Raw genomic sequence first — 25,544 nt, forward strand, 5'->3', positions numbered from 1 at the left:
TGGGACGCAAAAGCATAAGGTCTGCCTTGCCAAGCAAACTTCGCTTCGCTCGTTTTCTTGGGGCAGGACCATTATACATCCAGAAAAATCGGAAGGATGATTGGACTTCTCTTGGTTTTTCGGAAGATGAATTTCCGAAGGTCTTCTCTTACGTTGTTCTTAATGGCACTCCAGTCTTTGCTGCCATTTCCCGATAGAGTATCTTCCAGAGATTGTCTTGCCACAGCTCTGGCATCGTTGATTAGATCCTCGTTCTCTCTGACATAGACAAAGCCACGAGAAACAATATCTGGTCCTGAAATCACCTCTCCGCTAGCTCTGTCGATGGCTGCAACCACAATAATCAAACCGGATTCGGAGAGCAGTTTTCTGTCCCGAAGAACGATATTTCCAATATCACCCACACCCAGACCGTCAACCAATACATCTTCTGCGCTGACAACATTCTGGAACTTCGTTGCATTGCGCTTATCCACAGTGAGCTGATCTCCATTAGACAAGATAAAAATATTCTTCTTTTTCATGCCTATGGATTCAGACAGAGCTGCATGCTGCACTAAATGTCTGTGTTCACCGTGTACGGGCATGAAAAACTTTGGTTTGATCAGCGTATGAATCAGCTTCAGTTCTTCCTGACAGGCGTGACCGGAAACATGAATATCCGCTATATCGTTATAGATGACTTCTACTTCTTTTTCGTAAAGTCTGTTTACGACCGTTGATACGGTCTTTTCATTTCCCGGAACCGGCGTCGAAGACAGAATCACAGTATCGCCCTTTTTCAGCTTTACACTGCGATGCTCATCATTTGCCATCCTCGACAGCGCAGACATCGGTTCACCCTGACTTCCCGTAGTAATAATCACCAACTGGTTGTCAGGAATATTTCTGGTCTTATTCAGGTCTACGTAGGTGCCTGCAGGAAAATGCAGATAGCCAAGTTCACTTGCCAGATTTACTACATTGTCCATACTTCTGCCGGAAACAGCTACTTTTCTGCCGTATTTTGCAGCAAGTTCTACAATTTTCTGTACTCTATGGACGTTGGAAGAGAAAGTGGCAATAATAATTCGATTCTTTGCCTCTCTGAAAATACCATCCAGCGTCTGACCTACCACTCGTTCAGAGGCAGTGTAGCCTTTTCTGAGCACATTAGTACTGTCTGCAAGCATTAAATCTACGCCGCGTCTTCCGATTTCAGCAAACTTTGCTAAATCAATCGGTTCGCCATCAATCGGCGTGTAGTCAATTTTGAAATCTCCTGTATGAAACAGGGTCGCAGCCGGTGTCTGAATGTACAGACAGATGGCGTCCGCAATGGAATGAGTAGTTCTAATTGCCTCTACCTTAAATTCTCCTACTTTAAATTTTTCTCCAGCTTTTACAATATGAAATTTTGCTTTCAGTCCGTGTTCCTTCAGTTTATTTTCTATGAGTCCAAGGGTTAGCCTGGTTCCATAGATCGGTACCTGAATCTGTTTTAAAAGATATGGGATTGCACCGATATGGTCTTCGTGACCGTGGGTAATTACCATACCTACAATTTTTTTCGCATTCTTTACCAGATAGCTGAAATCTGGAATGACGACATCAATGCCGTACATTTCATCTTCTGGAAAAGACATGCCGCAGTCAATGAGTAATATCTGGTCTTTATATTCTAAAACCGTCAGGTTTTTACCTATTTCATTGAGACCTCCGATTGGAATAACTTTCAGGTTTTCTGCCTTTTTCGTCTGCTGCGCAGGCTTCACTGTCCTCATTACATTTTTTCTTGGTGAGGATTTTTTCGTAGACTTCTTTAGCGGCAAAACCTCTTTATTCTGCGGTCTCCGGACAGCCGCTTTTTTAGCTTGCGGCTTTTTACTGTTGTAATCTCTCATATACTCCCCTCTACTTTATAACAATATTTACAAGCTTATTAGGGACTGCAATGACTTTTACCACATTCTTGCCCTCTGTCAAAGCTTTTACTTTGTCATCAGAAAGCGCAGTTTTTTCCAGTTCTTCTCTTGTTAAATTATTTGCTACATTTAATTTCTCTTTTAATTTTCCGTTCACCTGAACTACAATTTCAACCATATCTTTCACCAGTGCAGCTTCATCGTATGCAGGCCAGCTAACCTCGGTCAAGGTCTTAGTGCCGTCCAGAGTCTGCCACATTTCTTCGCAAATGTGCGGTGTAAACGGTGAAAGGATGATAACCAGTGTATCGATTGCCTTCTTCATGAAGTCCTGGTTTGCGTCTTCCAATTCTTTATATCTGTACAGCGCATTGACAAGTTCCATAATAGAACTGATGGCTGTATTGAAGCTGAATCTTCCTCCTACATCGTCGGTTACTTTCTTGATAGTAGTATTGAGGACATAATTCAATTCCTTATCTGCGTCTGTTTTGATTTCGTATGCACCACCTGTGCCCTGATAATTCTGGGTGAAATCATAAACCAGACGATATACACGGTTTAGGAAACGGTAGCTTCCTTCTACCCCTGCATCGGACCAATCCAACTCTCTTTCCGGCGGTGCTGCAAAGAGAATGAATAATCTTGCAGTATCAGCGCCGTATTTGTTGATAATTTCTTCAGGGCTGACAACGTTGCCCAGTGACTTACTCATCTTCTTGCCGTCCTTGTTTACCATGCCCTGTGTAAGCAGGTTCTTGAACGGTTCTTCGTGTTTGGTCAGTCCCAGGTCATAAAGTGCCATCTGGAAGAATCTTGCGTACATCAGATGTAAAATCGCATGTTCTACACCGCCGATGTACTGGTCAACATCCATCCAGTAGTCGACTTTGTCCTTGGCAAAAGCTATTTCCTGATTCTTCGGATCGCAGTATCTTAAGAAGTACCAGGAAGAATCCAAGAAAGTATCCATGGTATCCATCTCTCTTCTGGCTTCTTTTCCGCACTTCGGACAAGTACACTTGCCAAAGGTTTTGGAGGTGGTCAGTGGAGATTCGCCTTTTCCTGTAAATTCTACATCGGTCGGAAGCAGTACCGGCAGGTTTTCTTCTTTTTCAGGCACCCAGCCGCACTCTTCGCAGTAAATCATCGGAATCGGGGTACCCCAGTATCTCTGTCTTGAAATCAGCCAGTCACGGAGCCTGTAGTTGACAGTTTTCTTACCGATACCTTCTTCGCTAAGCCATTCGATAACTGCACCGATAGCTTCTTGATTGTTCATACCATCAAACTTGCCAGAGTTAATCATAGTACCTTCTGCGGCAAAGGCTTCTTTCAAGTCATGAACATCAATTTCTGGATTGTTAGAATCTACAACCGGAATAATTTCTAAATCAAACTTCTTTGCAAAGTCGAAATCTCTCTGGTCGTGAGCAGGTACCGCCATGATGGCACCTGTTCCATAACCCATCAGCACATAGTCAGAAATAAAAATCGGAACTTTCTTTCCGTTGACCGGATTGACTGCGTATTTTCCGATGAATACACCAGTCTTCTCGTTGGTGGTGGAAGTTCTTTCGATGTCGTTCATATGCTGTACTTTGTCCAGATATGCAAGAACTGGCGCTTCGTATTCTGTACCCTTTACAAGGTCCATTACATATGGGTGTTCTGGCGCCATAACCATGTAAGTAACACCAAAGAGCGTATCAGCGCGAGTGGTAAATACTTTTAACAACTTATCAGTTTCATCAATTGTAAAATCGATTTCCGCACCGATGGACTTTCCGATCCAGTTTTTCTGCATGACCTTAACCTTGTTAGGCCAGCCTTCCAGCTTGTCAAGGTTGTTCAAAAGTCTGTCAGCATAGTCTGTAATTTTGAAGTACCACTGGGAAAGATTCTTCTTTCCAACCGGTGATTTACATCTTTCGCAGCAGCCATCCACAACCTGCTCATTGGCAAGTACAGTCTGGCAGCTCGGGCACCAGTTTACAGGATTTTCCTTCTTATAGGCAAGGCCCTTGTTGTAGAACTGAATAAAGATCCACTGCATCCACTTGTAATAATCCGGATTGCAGGTCTGCACCTCTCTGTCCCAGTCATAAGCAAGCCCCAGCTGGTCAAGCTGCGCTTCCATTTCGTGGATATTGTCCCAGGTCCATTTGCTCGGTTCCACGCCGTGTTTAATCGCTGCATTTTCAGCAGGAAGTCCAAAGGAGTCAAAGCCCATCGGGTGCAGCACGTTGAATCCCTGCATTGCCTTGCATCTTGCAATGACATCACCGATAGAATAGTTTCTCACATGTCCCATGTGCAGTTTTCCCGAAGGATAAGGGAACATTTCCAGCACATAGTACTTTTCCTTGCTCTCATCAATGTCAGTTTTGAAAGAATCATTCTCTTTCCAGTGCTTTTGCCATTTACTTTCAATTTCTTTAAAGTTGTATTTTTCGTTCATTGCTTTTATTAATCCTCCAAATCTAAAAAGCTGCAGTCGCCCCACACCTTTTCGATATTATATTTTTCTCGCATTTCTTTCGTAAAGATATTGACGATGATATCGCCAAAGTCCATCAAAACCCAGCCGGAGTTCTGCTTTCCTTCAATGTTCTTTACAAGAAGTCCTTCTTTTGCAAACTGATCTTCTACTTCATCAACCAGGCTATTTACCTGTCTTTCTGAATTACCGGTTGCAATCACCAGATAGTCTGCAAATGTTGCTTTTTCCATGATATCGATGACAGCAATATCAAGCGCTTTTTTGTCATCTAAGGTTTTCGCCGCAAGCAGCGCAAAACTTTTATTGTCCATTTTCCTTCTCCTTTATGGCATATTGTTTCTGTAAATAATCTCTGGCAGCAATAGTGTCTGTATCAAGGAAATTTCCCTGCTGCCGAACATATTCTATGGTTCTGCTCAGAGAAAGTAAACACGCCTTATCTAAATCTTCTTCTGCCGCCTGTCGGATCTCCTCTACACCCGGATAATTTCGATTGGGTTCAATGGCATCTGCAATATAGATTACTTTTTCCAGCGCGCTCATGGCAGGTCGTCCTGTCGTATGATAGCTGACCGCATTAATAATATCCGGATCTGTTATCTCAAAATCCCGTTCCATCACGATAGCGGCAATTTTTCCGTGGGCCAGATTGCCGTTGTTCAGATAGATTTCAGAAAGTCCCAGATGTTTTACATAGTAATTCAGTACATCGACGCTAACGCCCCGATACATATCGTGAAACAATGCCGCAACCTCTGCTTTTTCGGGATCTGCACCATATTTTTTTGCAAGATTCATTGCAGTAACTCTGACGCCTTCTGTGTGAAGTTTTCTCTTCTCTGAAAAATTTTTCTCAATATACGTCTTGATAGAGTCTGTGTTCATGAATATACCTTTCTATCGGAAAAGGTACCAACGATCTGATAGATTTTCCCGCTTTTATATTTTCTTTAATATCCGTGGAAGATACTTCCAAAATTTTGTTGTGCAAAACTTTAATCTTTGCGTCATAGCATCGGCGTACTTTCTCAACCATCTCAATAGTCTCACTTTCCTTATAGCCAGGTCTTACACCGACAACAAAAGGAAACTCCCGCAAAAGATCAGCCCCCTTATACCACGTTTCCAAACTGAGAAACGAGTCTGTACCCAGAATAAAGTGAAGGCGGTCTTTGGGGTACTGACATTTCAATGTCTGCAGCGTCTTATAAGTATAAGAAATCTCTTCGCTGAATGCCTCCACAGTGGATACAACAAAATTTTGATTCTGATGGGCAATTAGACTGACCATATTGACCCTGTCCTCCTCTGCAGCCATGTGACGTCCCAATTTAAAGGGCTGCACCTTTGCAGGCAGAAGAATAATCTGCGAAAGGCCACATTCGCGCATTGCAGCCTTTGCGATGGATAAATGCCCGTTATGGAATGGATCAAAGGATCCGCCTAATATTCCGATATCACTCATGATTACCTCAAGTTGATTCCTAGTTCAGTCAGCTGTTCTTCTTCTACAACGCCCGGCGCTTCGCAGACCATGCACTGTGCATTCTGGTTCTTCGGAAATGCAATGACTTCTCTGATGCTGTGCTCGCCAAGAAGAAGCATAACCAGTCTATCAAGACCGTAAGCAAGACCTCCGTGCGGCGGTGCGCCATATTTGAAAGCTTCTAGAAGAAAACCAAATTTTTCCTGGCATTCCTCCTCTGTCAGTCTCAATGCCTTAAACATCTTCGCCTGTAAATCCTTTTCGTGGATTCTGATGCTGCCGCCGCCTACTTCTACACCGTTCATTACGATGTCATAAGCGATCGCTTTAACCTTTTCCGGCGCTGTATCGAGAAGCGGAATGTCTTCTGTTCTCGGATGTGTAAACGGATGGTGCATTGCTTTCAGTTCACCTGTTTCGTCATCCTTTTCAAACATCGGAAAATCCGTTACCCACAGCAAATTGAACTGCTTGTCGTCTAAGAGTCCCAGAATGCCTGCAATATGTCTTCTCAGGAATCCCAAAGTGTCAAATACGACTTTTGCTCTGTCAGCGGCGATGAGAATCAGATCATTCACCTTTGCGTCAAAGACCTTTGCAATCTCAGCAAGCTGTTCCTGCGTAAAGAATTTATTTACGGAAGATTTATATTCGTTTTCTTCTACTCTCAGCCATACCAGACCCTTTGCACCGTAATGTTTAGCCTGCTCTGTAAGCTTGTCGATATCCTTTCTGCTGAACTTGTCGGAAGCGTTATCGATGCAGATACCTCTGACATCGCCGCCTGCGGCAAGCGCATCAGCAAAGACTTTAAACTCTGTACCGGCAACCACATCATTTAAAGACTTTAGTTCAAATCCAAATCTGGTGTCAGGTTTGTCGCTGCCGTAACGCTCCATAGCTTCATCGAAAGGGATTCTAGGAAACGGCACAGCGATTTCTACATCGAGCAGCTCCTTAAACACTCTCTTTAAAAAGCCTTCCTGCATAGCAATCACATCATCTTGATCTACAAAGGACATTTCCATGTCAATCTGCGTAAATTCAGGCTGTCTGTCTGCACGCAGGTCCTCATCTCTGAAGCACTTTGCAATCTGGATATAGCGGTCACAGCCGCTGACCATGAGAAGCTGCTTGAAAAGCTGCGGCGACTGGGGCAGCGCATAGAATCTGCCTTCGTTAACGCGGCTCGGAACCAGATAGTCTCTGGCACCTTCCGGTGTGGATTTGATTAGAATCGGTGTTTCGATTTCGGTAAATCCGTTTTCGTCAAAATAATCCCGGGTCAGCTTGGCAAGTTTATGTCTGAATCTAATGTTCTCTTGCATTTTCAGCTTGCGCAAATCCAAATATCTGTATTTTAAACGAAGGTTATCGTCTACATTGTCATCGTCTTTGATGTAAATTGGCGGCGTTTCTGATTCGTTATAAATCAGAAGTTCCTTTGCAAACACTTCGATTTCACCAGTCGGAATATTAGGGTTTTTCGAGCTTCGCTCCTTTACAATGCCTCTTACGCCGATGACATACTCACTACGCAATGATTCTGCTCTTTTAAAAACCTTCTCGGAAATCGTATCGTCGAAAGTAATCTGCACAATGCCGGTCTTATCTCTAAGGTCAGCAAAGATTAATCCACCCAGACTTCTCTGTTTTGCAACCCAACCGTTAAGCACGACTTCTTCATCTACATTTGCAATGCGTAAATCGCCGCAATAATGGGTTCTCTTTAATAATTCTGCCATGTATTTCTTATCTCTCCTATTTTGCTAATTCTTCTGTCAGATCTTCTAATTTTACTTCTCTCTGCTGGGAGGTTGCCATTTCCTTTACAGAAACAACGCCTTCAGCAAGTTCGTTATCGCCGATGACTACGGTGTACTGTGCGCCCAGTCTATCGGCATATTTAAACTGCCCCTTGATGTTTCTTGCAAGAGTATCCATCTCAGCTTTCACACCTTTGTTTCTAAGCTGGCGAAGAAGTTTGAGACCGAATGCCTTTGCATCCTCGCCCATGACAGCGATAAAGGCTTTTAGCGGCTCCGGCTGTGGAATTTCAACGCCATTTTCCTCCATCAGCATCAAAAGACGCTCAATACCCAGTCCAAAACCAACGCCAGGAATCGGAGGTCCGCCAATTTCTTCGATGAGGTGGTCGTACCTGCCCCCTCCGCATACGGTTCCTTGTGTTCCGTTACTATCTGTTACAAACTCAAAAGCTGTCTTGGTATAGTAATCCAGCCCTCTTACGATTCTCGGATCCACAATATATTCAATGCCCATAGCGTCCAGGTTCTTCTGTACATCAGTGAATGCCGTTTTGCAGTCATCGCAAAGGTAATCGATCATATCCGGTGCATCTTTTACTAATTCTTGACAGATTTCCGATTTACAATCCAAAATTCTCATCGGATTTCTCTCATATCTGTCTTTGCAGGTATTGCAAAGCTGGTCATAAACCGGCTCCAAGAATTTTTTCAGAGCCTCCCTATGTTTCTGTCTGCAGGAAGGACAACCCACACTGTTAATTTTCAGTTTGATGTCCTTAATTCCCATGTCGTGTAGGAAATCATAACCAAGGCAGATAACCTCTGCATCAGCCAGCATGTTGGTGGTTCCGAAAATTTCGATACCAAACTGATGAAATGCTCTAAGTCTTCCAGACTGCGGTTTTTCATAGCGGAAACACGGTGTAATATAATAGTATTTGGTCGGCTGCACTTCTGCATAGTGTTTGTGTTCAATAAAAGCTCTCGCCACCGGTGAAGTTCCTTCCGGTTTTAAAGTAATGCTTCTCTTTGCATAGTCATCGAAGGTGTACATTTCTTTCTGTACGATATCGGTTGTGTCTCCAACACCTCTTTTAAACAGCTCGGTGTGTTCAAATGCCGGCGTTCTGATTTCCTTGAAGCCGTATTTATCGCAGAATTCGGAGAATTTTTTCTCAACGTACTGCCACTTGTACACCTGTGCAGGCAACGTATCCTTCGTTCCTTTTGGTGCTATGATTGCCATTTTTCTACCTCCATAAATAAATTTTTCTCTTTTCTATCCAGCATTTCTTCAATACGCGCTATGTATTCCTGATAGTTGGTTACATTGGGCACACGTTCCAGACGGTTTTCCTCCGGGTAGTAAACCTTGGTGATTCCTCCCGCGCCAAGGGCAATAATCGTCTGATGTTCGTCCATAATACGCACATTATAAATGCAGTCTTTATCTTTTTTGCAGTATCCTGTATTTTCAAAAGCGCCAGCCATATGTTTCTGTCTGTACAGATAATACGGTATATAGCCTGCGTCCTTGAGGATTTGTCTGCTTTCAGAAAGCTGCGCAGAAACAAGATCAGCCTGTTTATAGTGGAAATCCTTGTCAATGTCCACAAGGCGGGACGCCCGCTTTACCGCAAGACAGTGCACCGTAATATTGTCAGGTGCAAGAGCGATAATCTCTTTCAGTGATCTAGCAAAATCTTCCTCAGATTCATCCGGAAGTCCTGCGATTAGATCTGCATTAATACTGTTAAATCTATGTTTCTTCGCCATTTCAAAGGCGCTGATGATATCTTCCGGTTTATGATTTCTTCCGATGCGTTCCAGCGTCTTTTCATGCATAGACTGCGGGTTGATGCTAATTCGATCTACCCCTGCCTCTTTCAGCACCATCAGCTTCTCCGCTGTAATAGTGTCTGGCCGTCCTGCTTCTACAGTCAATTCCCTAAGCGCCGTCAAATCGAAATTTTGTTTTATCGTCTGCAGCAAAATTCTAAGCTGCTCTGCGCTCAGCGTAGTCGGTGTGCCGCCGCCCACATAGATGGTTTCCGCCATTATGCCGCACTCCTGCATTCGTCTTCCTACATAGGCAATTTCCTTTAAAAGCGCCTCAAAATATCTGGCGATTTCACTGTCTGCTACCTGATTGGACGCAAAGGAACAATAGACACATCTGGTCGGACAGAATGGAATGCCGATATAAACGCCTGCAGACTTCGGTACAGCTTTACCGCATGTCCTCTGCTGATGGAAATACATCTCAATCAGCAGTTTCGCCTTTTCTTCTGTTAAATAATACTCGCTCATAAGGATTTGAAGCACAGCATTTTCACTGCCGACTTTTTCGTAGATTTCCCCAGTAAGCTTTACCGGTCTGATTCCAGTCAAAATCCCCCACTGGGGATATACTCCGGTCAGCGAAGATAGCTGATCGTAAATCTGTCTTTTAATCTGATTCTTATCAGAAAAATTTTCTTTATTAAAGACAAGAAACGTTTCTCCATCTTGCTGTACATAATCCTCTGAAACCAGAACATACTGGTCAGGACGAAGAAATATCTTGATCATTTCTTCTAATAAATATTTTTTTTCAAAATGAAAAATCTGAATCTTTATCTTATCTAACAAAAGGATTGTGCTCCTTTTCGTAACCAATCGTAGTTTCGCTCATATGACCCGGATATACCATGGTGTTGTCCGGCAGCACGAAAAGTCTTTCCTTGATAGAATTGATGATTTCTCCAAAATCTCCACCATAAAAATCAGTTCTGCCTATGGACTGGCGAAACAGCGTATCACCGCTGAATACTGCCCCATCTGTAATGATGGACATACCGCCTTTGGTGTGTCCCGGCGTATGGATAAAGGTAAGAGCAGTGTTTCCCACCGTTAGATTTTCTCGGTCCTTCACATAGATATCCGCATCAACGATGATCGGTTTTCCGCAGATTTCCAGAGAAACGTTCAGGTTAGAATCCATCAGCATTTCTCTCTCCGCTTCATATGCGACCACTTTTGCACTCGGAAAATCCTTTAAAAAGTCATCGACACCACCAATATGATCGGCATGACCATGGGTCAAAATGATGTATTCTACTTCAATATTCTCTTCCTTTGCTTTTTGGGTCAGCAGCGGGCTGTATCCACCCGGATCTACAATAAATCCCTTTTTGGTTTCATCAAAAGCCAAATAAGTGTTTACCTGAATCGGACAGGTAATAAATTTAAGAATGTTCATATATTCTTTCCTCTTTCTTATACGACTTGCACTTAGCCAATCGCTGCGCTCTTGGGGTGCAACAGCATAAGGACTTCTCATCAATTTACTTTGTAAATTGGAGCAAGTCCATTAACTCCTTGCTCTATAAACGTTAGTGACACTCTGGACATTTCTCAGAGTCCGCAATACTCTCTGCATTTGCTGCGTACTGGCAATGGACAGGGTCAGAGTGATATTGACTACGCCGTCTTTTCCGCTCTTTGCATTGACACCGGAAATGTTCACGTCCATATCTTCACAAGCTCTGGAAATATCCGAAAAAATTCCCTTTCTCTCGCCTGCCGCAATACAAATGTCCGCATTATAGGATTTTCCGACCTTCAGGTCTTCCCATTCTACTTCAATAAATCTTGCTTTCTCTCCTTCTGGAAGCGAAGTGATATTGGAGCAGTCCTTGCGGTGAACAGAAATGCCTCTGCCTTTTGTGATGAATCCGACAATATCATCCCCCGGAACAGGATTACAACACCGGGAAACTCGAATCATCAAATTATCCGCTCCCTTGACAATAATGCCGGGATTTTCTCGCTGGTGACGCTGCATTTTTTCCTTCTTAGCGTCATTTTCCAGCATTTTTTTCTGCTTTTCTTCTCTCTTCTGCTCAAGCTTCTTATCTTCATTAAAATAGCCGAACAGAAGATTTGCGTATTTACTTAAGATGGTACCGCCTTTACTGATCTGCATATAAGCTTCATCTTGAGTTGCGATATTCATCTCTTTGGTCGCTTTTGTCAGATAGCTTGTTTTACCCACAAGCTGTGGATCAAAGCCCTTCTTTCTAATATATTTATCCAGCGCGTCTTTTCCTCTTGAGACGTCATCCGGTTTACTTTCTTTCTTAAGCCACTGCCTGATTTTTGTTCTAGCAGTAGAACTCTTGGCAATTTTTAACCAATCTATACTTGGACCGCTTGAATTCGAAGAAGTGACAATTTCAACGATATCTCCGTTATTCAAGGTATGGTCGATGGTGACCATTTTTCCGTTTACTTTTGCGCCAACACATTTACAGCCAACTGCTGTATGAATTTTAAAGGCAAAGTCCAGCGGCGTAGAACCTGCCGGCAGGTCGATGACCTCTCCCTTTGGCGTAAATACAAAAACCTGACTGGAAAAAAGATCCATTTTAAGAGTTTCCATAAACTCCTTTGGATCGTTCAGTTCACTTTGCCATTCCAGCGTCTGTCTCACCCATGCCAGCTTCATTTCCTCATGATTTTGGTCGCCTTTCGTATTTCCCTCTTTGTACTTCCAATGAGCAGCAATACCATATTCCGCAACTCTGTGCATTTCGTAAGTTCTGATTTGAATTTCAAACGGTTCACCGTTATCGCCCAGTACCGTTGTATGAAGCGACTGATACATGTTCGGTTTCGGCATGGCAATATAATCTTTGAATCTACCCGGAATAGGTTTCCACATGGTGTGCACCTGACCTAAAACAGCGTAGCAATCCCTGACATTTTCTACAATAACGCGAACTGCAGTCAGGTCAAAGATTTCATCCAGCTGCTTGTGCTGCAGTACCATTTTTTTATATACGCTGTAAAGATGTTTGGAACGTCCAGAAATATCATAGTGCATGTTCATCTGGTCCAGTGCTTCTTTAATTTCCTCTATTACTGTATTGATAAATTGTTCTCTCTGCTCTTTTTTCTCAGTAACTTCAGACTCCAGCTTTCCTACTTCTTCCGGGTGAAGATAGGAAAGCGCCAAATCTTCCAGCTCAAATTTCACAGTATAAATACCGAGACGACTTGCTAGAGGCGCATAAATATCAAGAGTCTCTCTGGATTTTTCAATTTTTTTCTCAGGACGCATAAACTGCAGTGTCCGCATATTGTGCAAACGGTCTGCAAGCTTGATAATCAGTACGCGAATATCCTTGGACATGGCGAGAAACATCTTTCTGAGATTTTCCGCCTGCGCCTCTTCTTTACTGTCAAATTTTATGCTTCCCAGTTTAGTGACACCATCTACCAAGAGAGCAATCTCTTCACTGTAGTCACATACGAGCTGCTCTCTGGTATATTCTGTGTCTTCAACGACATCATGCAAAAGCCCACCGACGATGGTTTCCTCGTCCATACCAAGCTGCGCCAATAACTTGGCGACAGCAATAGGATGAATCAGATACGGCTCTCCGCTCTTACGAAGCTGACCATCGTGCAAGGTGCGAGCCGTATCAAAGGCTCGCCCTATTAAATCGGTGTCATAATTTTTATTGATACTGGTAATTTCTTCTAAAAATTTTGCTTTTGTTTCCATTAATGTCTATTCTGCTCCTGCAATCAGTTTAATCTAATTTTGGTTAATTTATTTCTTATTTTTCTTCTTTTCGCTTGCCTGTGCTGCAATCATATACTTGGATTTTTCTTCATTCTTGCTGAATTCATAGAACAGCGGGCTGCACAGGAAGATGGAGGAATAAGTACCTACCAAAACGCCGACCATAAGCGGAATTACAAATTCTCTGATAGACGTCGATACCATCAAAAACAGCGGTACCATGCAAATCAGAGTAGTCAGTGATGTCATGACCGATCTGTTCAAAGTCTGATTGATGCTGCGGTCAATTACCACCTGATTGTTGTCCTTCTTGTAAAGTTTCTTATTCTCTCTGATTCTGTCAAACACAACGATGGTATCGTTGATGGAGTAACCTACTACAGTCAGAATACCTGCGATAAACGGATTGTTAATAGTTACATTGAAGATTGCATAGAATGCAAGCACCATCAGAACATCGTGAGCAATGCCCGCGATAGAAGCAACACCATATTTCCAGGATCTGAATCGGAAAATAATATAAATCAGCATGCCGATTGCTGCAATCAGCACGGACTTCACTGCATTGGTCTTCAGTTCTTTTCCGACTGTTGGGCCAAACTCTTCAGAAGCCAGCACATCTTTATCGGTTACACCAAATTTGCTTTCTAAAGTCTTAATTACCTCGCCTCTTGCGTCGTTGTCAAGAGCATTGGTTGTCTTAATGATAATCTGCTCCTGATTGTCTCCGCTAAGCACAATGGATACGTCTTCCAGATTATATTCAGCAAGTGCGTCCTGTACTTCTTCAGTTGCAACTTTTTTGCCCATATCAAGCTGAATCATAGTACCGCCTGTGAAGTCAATACCATAGTTGAATCCTCTTGCTACAGAGAATATCAGACCTGCAATAATAATCACTGCGCTGATTCCATAGAAAATCTTTCTATTTTTAATAAAGTTGAATTCTTTCTTTAAGAGTTTCTTCTCTGTGCCGTCTTCGTTTACGCCAAAGAACTTGTTCTTTGCAAAGGCTTTGCTGTCAGCAACCAGACCGATGAGAAGCTGGGTTACTACAACGGCTGTAAAGATACTTACGATGATACCAATCATCAGAGTCAGTGCGAAGCCTTTTACTGCTGTAGAACCAATTTCATAAAGCACCACAGAAGCAATCAGAGTTGTAATCTGTGCGTCAAGGACTGTAGTAAGCGCATTCTTAAAGCCCTGAGAAACGGCTACTCTAATAGTCTTTCCTGCTGCAATCTCTTCTTTAATTCTTGCAAAGATGATGACATTTGCGTCAACTGCCATACCGATGGACAGAATAATACCTGCAATGCCAGGCAGAGTCAGCACGCTTCCAAGACCAGCCATAATCCAAAGTACAATCAGTACATAAAGCAGCAACGCGATGTCTGCAACCAGACCTAAGATATTGTACATGATCAGCATTAACAGGAATACCAGTCCAAGCCCTACAGCACCTGCCACAATACTCTTGTTCAGTGCATTAACACCGATAGTTGCAGTCTGTACAGAAGATGTTACTTCGTTTAAGGAAATAGGCAGTGCACCGCCTCGAATCAGTGCTGCCGTATTGGATGCATCCTCCTGCGTATAACCACCGTTACTTGTAATTTCGCAAGTTGTACTGGTGATAACCGTCTGTGCATTTGGAGAAGTTACAATCTCATCATCCAGCATGATGATAATAGCCTGTCCGCCGATTCCTAAATCAGAAAATTCCTGATTTGGTGTTATTTCGTTTGCGGAAGTTTTTCTGGTCGCTTCCTCAAACTTCTTAGAGCCTTCGTTTGTAAACTCCAAAACGATTTTATATCCGCCGTTCTCTGTATCAGTGTCGATGTTAGCATTCTTTACCTCATCGCCGCTGAGCACCTCCGTGCCGTCTGCAAGGAGGAAACGAAGCTGCGCAGTCTTACCAATCTGATCGATTGCCTGCTGTGCGTCTTCCACTCCAGGCATCTCTACTCTAAGTCTGTCGTTTCCTTCAATGGATACAGTCGCTTCGGAAATACCCATTGCGTTGACTCGATTATTCAGAACAGCTCTGGTCTGCTCCATCACCTGCGATAAATCACTGTCTGAAAGTCCCTGTATATCTTCTGCATCGGCTTCAAGAACAACATAGACGCCGCCGTTGATATCCAGCCCAAACTTCATTGCGTCCTTAATGGAATTTATCGAACCAATCCCAAAGATGGAAATATACCATCCAATAAGAAGCGCAATGATGATTAAACTAGCTAAAATTTTTCTTAGTTTTGAATTCATTTTCTTCTTCTCACCTTCTATATAGTCAAAATTTGCCCATAATACCGGCATTTTATTTTACTCTTTATTGTACTACGTTTTCAGAACTTGGGCAAGGGGTAATTCTTAATTTATGAGGCAAACATCAAATCTTCAAAGGATAGCTGTTTTCCAAAATTCTGTATTCGTTTTCTAAAGACAAAACTTTTTACAGTTTAGAAAAACGAGTTGACGAAGTTGTCCTGCCCCACATATGCTAAAAGACTCCCTAACTGTAGGGAGTCTTAATCTAATCATACATATGAACTTATAGAGCCATCTTATTTCTCATCTTCAGGAATTTGCTCTTCTACATCAGCAGCTTTTCTCAGACGTTTAGGCTTAACCTTCTTTTCTTCTTCATCTTCTGCAACTGCAGACTTACCTGCACTCTTACTGGAGCTTACAACTGATGAAACAGACCATCTCATCATCTCAAACTTAACCTTATCAGCACCAACCTGAATTACGATGGAATCTTCTTTGGTCTTTACAATCTTGCCGCAGATACCACCAATTGTGATAATTTCATCTCCAACCTGCAGCGTGTTTCTCATCTGCTGTATGGTTTTCTCTTTCTTCTTCTGCGGTCTAATCAGTAAGAAATACATCGCACCGATAAAAACTACCAGGATTATTAACTGCATTGCAAATGCGTTGCCACCACCGTTACTCATATGTTCCTCCTACATATCTCCAATTCGGATTTTCTATTGGTGCCGGCGATGGGGGTCGAACCCATACGGTGTTGCCACCACGGGATTTTGAATCCCGCACGTCTGCCAATTCCATCACGCCGGCACATTGGTTATATTTTAGCATAACGACTGTTCATCGTCAATACTTCCTTGAAAGAAGAACTGCTGACTATCATCGCTGACAATCAGCAGTTCTCATATGGTGCGGCAAACTGGACTCGAACCAGCACGGTTTCCCACACGGCCCTCAACCGTGCGCGTCTGCCATTCCGCCACTGCCGCAGGATGCGGTTAAATCACAACCGCAAAAAAGATTATATACCATACAGCACAAAAAGTAAAGCATTTATTTTATCTTTTTATTTCTCCTCGTTCTCAGTCACCATGGTTCGTTCCCAGCTCCAGCTTTCACAGCCTCTGTAAATGTCAAAGAAAGTCGGCAGTTCCTCTCCGGTGAATCTAGGTACTGTAATAAACGCATAAGTCTTGTAGCACAGGCAGTAGTACGGCAGCTCATCAGCAAGAACTGGTTTCAGTTTCTCATAGATCCCTTTCTGCTTCTTTCTGCTTAGGCAGGTTTCCATCTGGTTGACATAGGACTGTACTGTGGTGTTTTTGTAGCCGATTGCATTCCCGCTGCTAAACAGTTGCCTCAAATCAAACTTCTTATCGAATTTATAGCCGCCCAGATACAGGTCAAACTCTCCTTCTTTGACTGCTGTTTTATAACTCTGCCAGCCGAGACTTTTTATCTTTACATCAATGCCGATTTCCCTTAGTGAGACGGCAATGCTTTCTGCGGTATCTTCACGATTTCCATCATTCGCATTGACTAAAATGGTCATGGAAACCTTTTTTCCTTCTCCATCTTCCAAAAGCCCATCTTCGTTGACATCACGGTAGCCTGCCGCAGCAAGTAAATCCGAAGCGCCCTTTAAATCCTGGGCATAGGTATCTCCCTTATTCTCAGTACCTAAAAAGCCCGGAAAATAGATTGAATCCGAAGAAATGCCACAGCCTCCGTAGTTGTCATGAATCAAACTTTCCACATCGATTGCTTTTGCGATAGCCTGTCTGACTTCTTTCTTTGCCAGCACTTTATTCTTAAAATTGAAACCCAAATACTCAAGTTCACTTGAACTAATCTTCTCCGTATTCAAATCCTTATCTTCAGCATCAGCGTCAGCGTCCTGGTCTCTGCTCACATAAGCAGTTACCGCTTCCATCGTCATAAGACCCGAGGTTTTGGACTTGTCCGGCAGCACTTTAAAACGCAGTTTGTTTTCCGGCTTCTCACCAAAATAGTACTTGTTAGGATTTAAATTCAAACACTTCGTGTTGTCATAGCTGCTAATCGCATAGGGACCGCTTCCCACAACTCTATCGCTGTCTGCATCGTAATTCGTAGCGGAAATAATTGGAAATACCAAATTATCCAGCGCTGCATCGGCTGGGTCCTCAAAGTGGACAGTCATCGCATATGTATCAGAAATCTGTACCGAATCAATTTTAGAAACGTACTCATAATAAGGTCCGTCAGAACCAATACGCAAAATTGTGTTTATAGTTGCTCGTACGTCATTGGCAGTCAACGAAGAACCGTCACTGAATTTTACGTCTTTTCTAAGCTCCAGTGACACGCTGCCAGCCTGCGCATTGGTATTATAGCTTTCCACCACCTGAGACTTTACACCCAGTTTGTCATCTAAATAAAACAGACTGCTGAATAACAGCTGGCTGATATAATACACATCACTGTCGCCAGATACCAGCGGATTTAAAGTTTCTACCCTGTCCATAGCAAGATAAATTTTGTCCATCGTTTCATAAGTGACCGTTTCCTGCTCTTCCTCCGAGGGACTGACATCGCCGCGCACGATGGCGATGGTGGACAATCCTCCTGCGAGAACTACCACAGCTATTATGATAATAATAATGTGTCTGTGAAGAAAATCAAATACTCTGTAATTCCTATTCCCTTTATTTTGTTTCAGCATATCTCTCTAACAATCGCTCTACCTGCTCATAGAGCGCTTCCTTTCCCTTTGAATTATCTATAATATCTGTAGAACGAGCAATTTTTTCGCTGCTGCTCATCTGATTTAGAATGCGTCGCTTCACTTCCTCAGAAGTAACGTCATCACGAGCCATCACTCTGCGTATCCTAATATCTATGCTTGCATCCACCAGCCAGACCGCATCACACAGTTTGTCCGCACCGGACTCAAAGAGCAGAGGTGCATCTATAAAAACAGGCGCTTCATAGCCTTCTTCCTGCAGTCCAGTAATCTTCTCCTCTATAATCTGTACCACCTTTTTAGTAGTCAATTCTTCCAAAACAAGCCTTTTTTTCTCGTCGGAAAACACTATAGCAGCAAGCTTTTTTCGGTCAAGGCAACCGTCTGTAAAAAGAATATCTTCTCCAAATGCTTCAGTAAGCGCCTGCAAAGTTTCGCTGCCTTTCTCTGTCATAGAGCGAGCAATTTTATCTGCGTCAATGACGGTAAATCCCTTGTCCAGCAAATAATCAGACACTGTGGATTTCCCCGCACCGATTCCACCTGTAAGACCTATTACTTTCATTGCGTTCCCCTACTTTAAATCGTACCAGGTATCGCCCTGATTCAAATCACTTTCCAGCTTTACCTTCAAATCCATAGCATGTTCCATGTTGCGAACCAGGAGTTCTTTCACCTGCTCCATTTCGTCCTTTGCAGTTTTGATAATCAATTCGTCATGAACCTGCAAAATCAGTTTGGATGACATATTGCGTTCCTTTAATTCGCCGTAGACCTTAATCATAGCCAGCTTAATGATATCTGCTGCACTTCCCTGAATCGGGCTGTTCATGGCAAGACGCTCTCCCAGCTGACGAGCCATAAAAGCCGAAGAATTAATCTCATGAATATAACGTTTGCGCCCCATTAGGGTCTCAGTATAACCTTTTTCTTTGCAGCTTTCAATCTGACCGTCCATATAAGCTTTTACAGCAAGATGCTTATCAAAGTAATCCCTGATATAGTTTTCTGCCTCTTTTCTGGAAATCCGCAGTTCCTCAGAAAGACCGAACCCACTCATACCGTAGATTACGCCAAAATTTACTGCCTTGGCACGGCTTCTGTCAAGAGGCGTTACTTCATCGTAGGTCAAGCCAAATACTCTGGCGGCTGTATTCCGATGAATATCATCTCCGTTGTTAAATGCAGCAATCAGGTTTTCATCACCCGAAAGATGCGCCAAAATTCGAAGTTCAATCTGAGAATAATCTGCACCGACTAGAGTATAGTTCTCACTTTCAGGCACAAAAGCCTTGCGAAGCTTTCTGCCCAGTTCCTGTCTAATTGGAATATTCTGCAGGTTTGGTTCTGTGCAGCTGATACGCCCTGTCGCCGTCACTGTCTGCTGAAAATGAGCCCGAATCTTGCCATCTGTGCCAATCAATGGTTTCAGTCCTTCTACATAGGTGCTGTTCAGCTTGGTAAGAGTCCGATATTCCAGCACCATATCCACAATGGGATGTAAATCTCTAATTTTTTCAAGCACATCAGCGCTGGTGCTGTAGCCTCGTTTGCTCTTTTTTCCTGCTGGCAATTCAAGCTTTTCAAATAAAATTTCCCCAAGCTGCACCGGCGATTTAATGTTAAATTTGGTACCTGCTAAGGCATAAATCTGATTTTCAATTTTTTCAATCTCACAGGTCAACTGCTTTCCAAAGGTTTCCAAAGTTTCTTTGCTTACAGTAAAACCCTCCGCTTCCATAGCGGCAAGAACTTCCACAAGCGGCAGTTCTACTTTTTCATAAACCTGTATCAGACTTTCCTTTTCAAGCTGACTTTGCTGACTCTTTCTCAGTTGTTTAACAGAAAGACACCACTTAAAGCCATAATCTGCATAGCTTTCGTCGCTGTTTCCAAGAAGATCAATCTGTCCGCCCTGCTCCATAAAGGACTTCTCGTCTTCCATTTCATAATGAAGAATCTCAAAGACTAAAGTTTTTAAATCATAGTTGGACTTAGTCGGATCGATGACATATTGGGCAACAGCTGTGTCGAAAGCGGTCACTACATCGTAAAAACCATTCCACATCAAAACATAATAATCCCGGATTAAATCATGTCCTACAAAACGCAGCTTTTTTTTCTGCAGAAACTGTAAAAAGGCTGTTAAGAATCGGTCATCCGATAAGTTTACGTAATAATATTTCTTGTCGCATATAAACCCTGCGCCATAAATGATTGGTTTTTCCACGTGATTGTTGTCGCTAAAGATTTTTAGAATTGCTTCGCTTCCAGCTGTCACTTCATCAAGCAGCTGCATATCCGCTAGCGACTGTACGGTAATTCTAGTATAATCTGCCTCATCTTCGGTAAAATCGGAGGTGATATCAGCAGTCTCCTTGATATGCAGTTTTTTCAAAAAACTATTGAATTCCAGTTTTACATAGAGGTTAATCAGGGCAGTATAATCCGGCTCTTTTGTTTTCATGGATTCCAAATCAATCTCAATTGGCACGTATTTGTTAATAGTCGCAAGTCTTCTGCTCATAGCGGCAAGCTGTGCATGCTCTTCCACTTTTGCCCTAAGCTTTACATTTGCAATTTCCTCCGTATTTGCAAGTAAGTTTGCTATACTGCCAAACTGTGTCAGAAGCTTAATGCCGGTCTTCTCTCCAACACCCGGAATGCCCGGTATATTGTCAGACTGATCACCCATCAGACCTTTCAGGTCGATAAACTGCTCTGGTGTCAGCTGATAACGTTCGATCATCTTCTCTCTGTCATAAAGTTCAAATTCGGAAATCCCTTTTTTGGTAATTAAAACCTGCGTTACATCAGTTGCAAGCTGCAGCGCATCCTTATCGCCTGTGATAATCAGCGGAGCCAAACCTTCCTCTTCCCCGATTCTAGCAATAGTTCCAATAATATCATCCGCTTCAAAGCCGGGGGTTTCCAGATTGGTAATACCCATTGCGGTCAAAATATCTTTCATCAGAGGAAGTTCCATTGCAAGCTCTGGCGGCATTTTCTTTCGTCCTGCCTTATACTCACTATACTCCTGATGTCTGAAGGTCGGCGCTTTCATATCCCATGCCACGGCCATATAATCCGGAGCATAGTCACCCTGGATTTTCGTCAGCATATTGATAAACCCATAAATTCCTTGGGTATAAATTCCTTCTTTTGTAATCATCGGGCGCTGCATCGCATAATACGCCCTGTTTATTAAACTGTTTCCGTCAATAATGACAATTCTGTTTCCCATATGTCTTTCCTTTTCGTTTCTGTATTCCTTTTTAGTATAATGCAGAATGTGCTTTTTTACAAGCAAGGGTTTTGTGAAAGAAAAAACTCCGCAAATTCTAACGGAGTTTCCAAATTATGTATTAGTCTATTTTTTCTTCAGCGCTAGATAATAAATACCTGAGACAAAGACGCTGCCCCCTAAAATATTTCCAAGTGTCACTGGAATCAGGTTATTTACAAAGAACCCGCTCCACGTAATACCTACCTGTGCGCCTCCTGCAAAAATCCCTGCCGGGATGAAGAACATATTGGCGACGCTGTGTTCAAACCCTGCTGTAACGAAAAGCCAGATTGGAAAGAACAGTGAAAAGATTTTACCTACAGTGGAATCAGCGCCGTTTCCCATCCAGACCGCAATACATACCAGAAAATTACATAAAATTCCTCTCACAAAGGCCTGTCCAAAAGGCAGTGCCATTTTTGAAGATGCGATAGAAATGGTCACATCTGTAAGCATGCCGTCACCTGTTCCGAGAAGTCCTGAATAAGCAACCATCCATGCCACCACCATAGAGCCAATCAGATTAGCAAGGTAAACAATCACCCAGTTTTTCAACATGGCGCCTGCAGAAATCTTTCTGTCCAAAACAGCTGCCAGCATAAGGTTATTACCAGTAAAAAGCTCCGCCCCTGCAAAGACTACCATCATCAGTCCCGCCGGGAAAATTACACCAGAGACCATTTTTCCGATTCCGTTTGTCAGAGGTTCTGACAAAAACCGGTATGCACCCATATTAGCGCCAGCTCCTGCGATTGCAATAAAAAAACCTGCCATAAGACCTAAAAGTATCAGCTGTTTCACTGAATAGCCAGTCTTCTTTACGGCAGAATCAATCGTCGCTTCTAAAATTTGCTGTGGATTTTTCTGTGACATAAAACTTCCTTCTTTCATTATCTATAGACTTTATAATTATAGCAACTTTTACTCAATAGTCAATAACTTTACAGGTTCAAAAAAAGAAACAAAAAAGAAAAGTAGCGAGTTTCCTCTCTACTTTTCCATAGTATAAGAAAATATTTCTATGAGTTTAAAAACTAATATTCCCTTTTAATCCACTGCAGATGAATACCTATATATTTTTTTCTTTCTTTTCCTTACTTTCTGCTAATTTTGCTGCCTCTATACATCTAAGTCTTTCCTGCTTGGCTATATGACGCATATATTTAGGCTGAGGACCTTCTCCTGAGTAAACCTTTTCCCAAAATGACTTTTTAGAGTTCTTGGTTGTTGCTGCCACTTTCTGTTCAGATGGTGCAGAAACGCCCATTAGCATCAGTTCTTTAAGAGATGGCTCCTCTTCTTCCCTTTGTTCTTCGCTATTTTTTGTTAAATAGTAACGAAGTACTGTTAAAGAAATTACAATTATCATCACTAAGAATATAAAAATACTCATCATCGGCCTCCCCACTCAATACACTAAGTCCTTCAACAATTATTTCCGAAGTGACACCATCCGAAGTAACTTCTTTGGTTTCTGCATAAATACTGTTACTTGTGCCAAGTACCAAAATTAACAATAATAATGGCATTACTCTTTTAATTGTTTTTTATTTTTCGCTCCTTTCTTTATATTCATAAAATTTGCAAATCATTTAATTATTTTAATCATATCGCATTTAATTCTGAATGTCAATCTAATTATAATAACTTCACAATGATAAGTTCAGAAAAAAGAACACCGCCTGGCAAAATTTTATAGTGCTATCGAAAGGAAAATGCGGTATAATAATAGTAGCCTAGAACTCGCGTTAAGGATTCATAATTGAACCTACACTTTCGCAACGGGAATCCGGGTCCAGGGAGCCAATGTCAAGCCTCCATAGAGTGGAAGACAAAAGCCCCGGCAGGATACCCACCTATCAATAGATAGGGCGTCAATTATATCCTGACGGAGCTTTCTGGGTTTTTTCTTTTTCTAAAATCACAGATTTTCCAGATAAAACTTCGTAATCTCATCAAAGAGCATATCCTTAATTTCTGATTTCTCAAAGCCCATTTCATAACCATGAGGACTTTTTACCGATGTGATTTCAATGGTTTTCACATCTTCATATGACCTGGCACATTCCAACGATACCTCTGGCAGCACCACATAATCCTCTGTATTATAGATAACTAAAACCGGCGCTTGAAATTTATATCCGGTTTCCGACGGCACGTAATCTTCAATAGAGCGAAAAAACTCCGGTGTCAGTATCACTTTCTGATGAGTCACGCTGCCTTTCTCCCTCGCTTCTCTTTTGAACTTCTCCCAGTTCTTTGCGCCGCCCATATAACGCTGAAAGGAGTCTCCGTTTCCTGCCGGCGCAACCAGCACCATTGCCTTGTAAGCATATCCGCCTGCATGTTCATTTCCACAGTACATCGCTGCTCTGCCACCCAGACTTCTTCCAAAGATACCAATTCTGTCCGGGTCGACGTTATAATGCGCTACCATATAATCGGTGCAGAGCACCTGATCTGCGACCATAGTGTCCACCGTATACTGATTCGTCTGCTCTGTCTCAGTATCCGCTTTTTCATAGTGACCAAAGTCCATACGAATCGTCGCAATACCATTTTCAGCAAGGTGCTGCGCCAGATACTTTCCACCGGCGCTGTTCATATTGCCATGAAAACCGTGGCTCAAAAATACCAGCGGCAGTTTCTCCTCCTCCCAGTTTTCCGGTATGACAATCTGCGCCTTAGTGTAAGTTTCTTCCTCATTTTTAATCATCACGTCAAGAGTACAAATGCCCTGATTCTTAGACTCACAGCCTGTCAAAGCCCATAGAGAGCCTGTTAAAAAAAGCATTAGAAGCAGGATTGTTACTTTCTGTTTCATCATCTTAGTTTCTATCGAAATCTTCCTTCATAGCCTTTATTTTTTCTTCATCACTGAATATCTTTGCAATCTGCAGTGCAATAATTTTTGCTCCATCACGGAGTGCCTGATGAGCCCTGTCTGTCTTCATAGCTTCAGCAAACCCTCTTGTGTGAATTGGCACATTAGGTTCAGTTACCTGCAGACAAGGATGGAATCCCGGACAAACATAGCTGACATTACCTGCATCAGAAGAACCAAATATTTTTTCACTGTCTCCATTCAGTTCAAGTCCAAGCTCCTGATAGATTTCTGCCAATGCTGCGATACCTGTTGAATTTGCTTTCATATTGTCATAAGTAGCAGCCGTTGGAGTTTTGCACCAAGCTGTCTGTGTGGCTATTGCTGCACCTTCCGCACATAAATCCACCTGGTCAATTAATTTCTGAAGATACTTTTTATCCAGCGCCCGAATATAAAACTCAGCAGATACCTTTTCCGGTACAATATTCGGGGCTTCTCCTCCATTTCTAATGATTCCATGAAACTGTGCATCCGGCTTTACATGCTGTCTCAACATATCTACAGCATGAAACATCAGCTGTGCCGCATTGAACGCATTTCTGCCCTCCCAGGGAGCCGCCGAAGCATGTGCCGCTGTGCCGTGGAATTCATACAGATAAGAGGCAAGACACTGCAGTTTCGGAGCCAGCAGATTCCCATTATATAGATGTACCATGATTGCCATATCATAACCGTTAAAAGCACCTCGCTCTGCCATGGCGCATTTCGCACCGTCAGTCTCTTCAATTGGTGTTCCAATCACATGAATATCTGCATTCAGCTCATCCTGTAAATCTTTAGCTGCAAGTGCAGCTAAAACGCTGATTGAGCCACTTAAACAGTGCCCGCATGCATGACCAATTTCTGGCAGTGCGTCATATTCTGTCAAAATAGCAATCTTATACTTATGATTGTTGGCACCGTAAATCCCCTTAAACGCTGTAGGCAGCCCAGAAAATGGATACTCCGTTTCATAGCCATGAGACCGCAAAAGTTCTACAATTTTGCAGGAAGTCTCATATTCCTCTCCGGAAACCTCTGGATGATCAGCAATATCATCGTTTAAATGTACAAGTTCTGCATAATACGCTTCTATTGCCTTGAAGATTCTTTCTTTTAGTTCGATGTAATTCATCTCGCTCTCCTT

Annotated in this window: 19 protein-coding genes, 2 tRNA genes and 1 other RNA gene; 1 reads left to right on the top strand and 21 read right to left on the bottom strand. The window is 42.6% G+C overall.

Annotation, left to right across the window (positions count from 1 at the left end; translation table 11 throughout):
• Positions 1-71: 71 nt before the first annotated feature.
• From D1155_RS11845 to D1155_RS11935, 19 genes are all read right to left on the bottom strand, one after another.
• On the bottom strand, positions 72-1,763 hold the full coding sequence (locus tag D1155_RS11845) for a ribonuclease J (RefSeq protein ID WP_243151089.1): 1,692 nt from the start codon (positions 1,761-1,763) through the stop codon (positions 72-74).
• A 130-nt stretch (positions 1,764-1,893) separates the two neighbouring features.
• Positions 1,894-4,365, bottom strand: a complete 2,472-nt coding sequence (gene leuS / locus D1155_RS11850) for a leucine--tRNA ligase (RefSeq protein ID WP_160202625.1) — start codon at positions 4,363-4,365, stop codon at positions 1,894-1,896.
• A gap of 8 nt (positions 4,366-4,373) precedes the next feature.
• A complete protein-coding gene (gene rsfS / locus D1155_RS11855; RefSeq protein ID WP_160202626.1) occupies positions 4,374-4,718 on the bottom strand; it encodes a ribosome silencing factor in 345 nt (114 codons plus the stop codon).
• Complete coding sequence (yqeK, locus tag D1155_RS11860) at positions 4,708-5,292, bottom strand: bis(5'-nucleosyl)-tetraphosphatase (symmetrical) YqeK (protein WP_160202627.1); 585 nt, start codon at positions 5,290-5,292, stop codon at positions 4,708-4,710. The genes rsfS and yqeK overlap by 11 nt, the downstream gene beginning before the upstream one ends.
• Positions 5,261-5,872 carry a nicotinate-nucleotide adenylyltransferase gene (gene nadD / locus D1155_RS11865; protein ID WP_160202628.1) on the bottom strand — a complete coding sequence of 204 codons (612 nt, stop codon included), beginning with the start codon at positions 5,870-5,872 and terminating at the stop codon, positions 5,261-5,263. The genes yqeK and nadD overlap by 32 nt, the downstream gene beginning before the upstream one ends.
• 2 nt (positions 5,873-5,874) lie before the next feature.
• Positions 5,875-7,638 carry an aspartate--tRNA ligase gene (gene aspS, locus D1155_RS11870; RefSeq protein ID WP_160202629.1) on the bottom strand — a complete coding sequence of 588 codons (1,764 nt, stop codon included), beginning with the start codon at positions 7,636-7,638 and terminating at the stop codon, positions 5,875-5,877.
• A 16-nt stretch (positions 7,639-7,654) separates the two neighbouring features.
• Positions 7,655-8,908: a histidine--tRNA ligase gene (gene hisS, locus D1155_RS11875; RefSeq protein WP_160202630.1), complete on the bottom strand. Its 1,254-nt coding sequence runs from the start codon at positions 8,906-8,908 to the stop codon at positions 7,655-7,657.
• Positions 8,896-10,233, bottom strand: coding sequence for a coproporphyrinogen dehydrogenase HemZ (hemZ, locus tag D1155_RS11880; RefSeq protein ID WP_160202631.1), 1,338 nt, complete (start codon positions 10,231-10,233; stop codon positions 8,896-8,898). Before hemZ ends, hisS begins: the two co-directional genes overlap by 13 nt.
• Before the next feature lie 49 nt (positions 10,234-10,282).
• On the bottom strand, positions 10,283-10,903 hold the full coding sequence (locus D1155_RS11885; RefSeq protein ID WP_160202632.1) for an MBL fold metallo-hydrolase: 621 nt from the start codon (positions 10,901-10,903) through the stop codon (positions 10,283-10,285).
• A 111-nt stretch (positions 10,904-11,014) separates the two neighbouring features.
• Positions 11,015-13,213, bottom strand: a complete 2,199-nt coding sequence (locus tag D1155_RS11890) for a bifunctional (p)ppGpp synthetase/guanosine-3',5'-bis(diphosphate) 3'-pyrophosphohydrolase (protein ID WP_160202633.1) — start codon at positions 13,211-13,213, stop codon at positions 11,015-11,017.
• Between the two features lie 48 nt (positions 13,214-13,261).
• A complete protein-coding gene (gene secF, locus D1155_RS11895) occupies positions 13,262-15,562 on the bottom strand; it encodes a protein translocase subunit SecF (protein WP_243151087.1) in 2,301 nt (766 codons plus the stop codon).
• 248 nt (positions 15,563-15,810) lie between these two features.
• Positions 15,811-16,206 (bottom strand): preprotein translocase subunit YajC, encoded by a 396-nt coding sequence (yajC, locus tag D1155_RS11900; protein ID WP_160202634.1) that lies wholly within the window; start codon positions 16,204-16,206, stop codon positions 15,811-15,813.
• A gap of 37 nt (positions 16,207-16,243) precedes the next feature.
• A tRNA-Leu gene (locus D1155_RS11905) sits at positions 16,244-16,330 on the bottom strand.
• A 97-nt stretch (positions 16,331-16,427) separates the two neighbouring features.
• Positions 16,428-16,509 (bottom strand) — tRNA-Leu (locus tag D1155_RS11910).
• 77 nt (positions 16,510-16,586) lie between these two features.
• Positions 16,587-18,224, bottom strand: coding sequence for an ABC transporter substrate-binding protein (locus D1155_RS11915; RefSeq protein ID WP_160202635.1), 1,638 nt, complete (start codon positions 18,222-18,224; stop codon positions 16,587-16,589).
• A complete protein-coding gene (gene coaE / locus D1155_RS11920; protein WP_160202636.1) occupies positions 18,208-18,810 on the bottom strand; it encodes a dephospho-CoA kinase in 603 nt (200 codons plus the stop codon). Before coaE ends, D1155_RS11915 begins: the two co-directional genes overlap by 17 nt.
• A gap of 9 nt (positions 18,811-18,819) precedes the next feature.
• Positions 18,820-21,489: a DNA polymerase I gene (gene polA / locus D1155_RS11925; RefSeq protein WP_160202637.1), complete on the bottom strand. Its 2,670-nt coding sequence runs from the start codon at positions 21,487-21,489 to the stop codon at positions 18,820-18,822.
• Positions 21,490-21,615: 126 nt separating this feature from the next.
• Positions 21,616-22,404 (bottom strand): formate/nitrite transporter family protein, encoded by a 789-nt coding sequence (locus D1155_RS11930; RefSeq protein ID WP_160202638.1) that lies wholly within the window; start codon positions 22,402-22,404, stop codon positions 21,616-21,618.
• Positions 22,405-22,600: 196 nt separating this feature from the next.
• Complete coding sequence (locus D1155_RS11935; protein ID WP_160202639.1) at positions 22,601-22,924, bottom strand: hypothetical protein; 324 nt, start codon at positions 22,922-22,924, stop codon at positions 22,601-22,603.
• A gap of 337 nt (positions 22,925-23,261) precedes the next feature.
• Between D1155_RS11935 and ssrS the strand changes: the two genes are divergently transcribed.
• Positions 23,262-23,440: non-coding RNA, 6S RNA (ssrS, locus tag D1155_RS11940), on the top strand.
• 12 nt (positions 23,441-23,452) lie between these two features.
• On the opposite strand, the gene D1155_RS11945 is transcribed toward ssrS, so the two are convergent.
• Entirely contained in the window at positions 23,453-24,358 is a 906-nt protein-coding gene (locus D1155_RS11945; protein ID WP_160202640.1) for an alpha/beta family hydrolase, read from the bottom strand.
• A gap of 1 nt (position 24,359) precedes the next feature.
• Positions 24,360-25,532: a M20 family metallopeptidase gene (locus D1155_RS11950; RefSeq protein ID WP_160202641.1), complete on the bottom strand. Its 1,173-nt coding sequence runs from the start codon at positions 25,530-25,532 to the stop codon at positions 24,360-24,362.
• Between the last annotated feature and the right edge of the window lie 12 nt (positions 25,533-25,544).

This window comes from Anaerotruncus sp. 80 (assembly GCF_009936115.1).
GTDB lineage: Bacteria > Bacillota > Clostridia > Peptostreptococcales > Anaerovoracaceae > Senimuribacter > Senimuribacter intestinalis.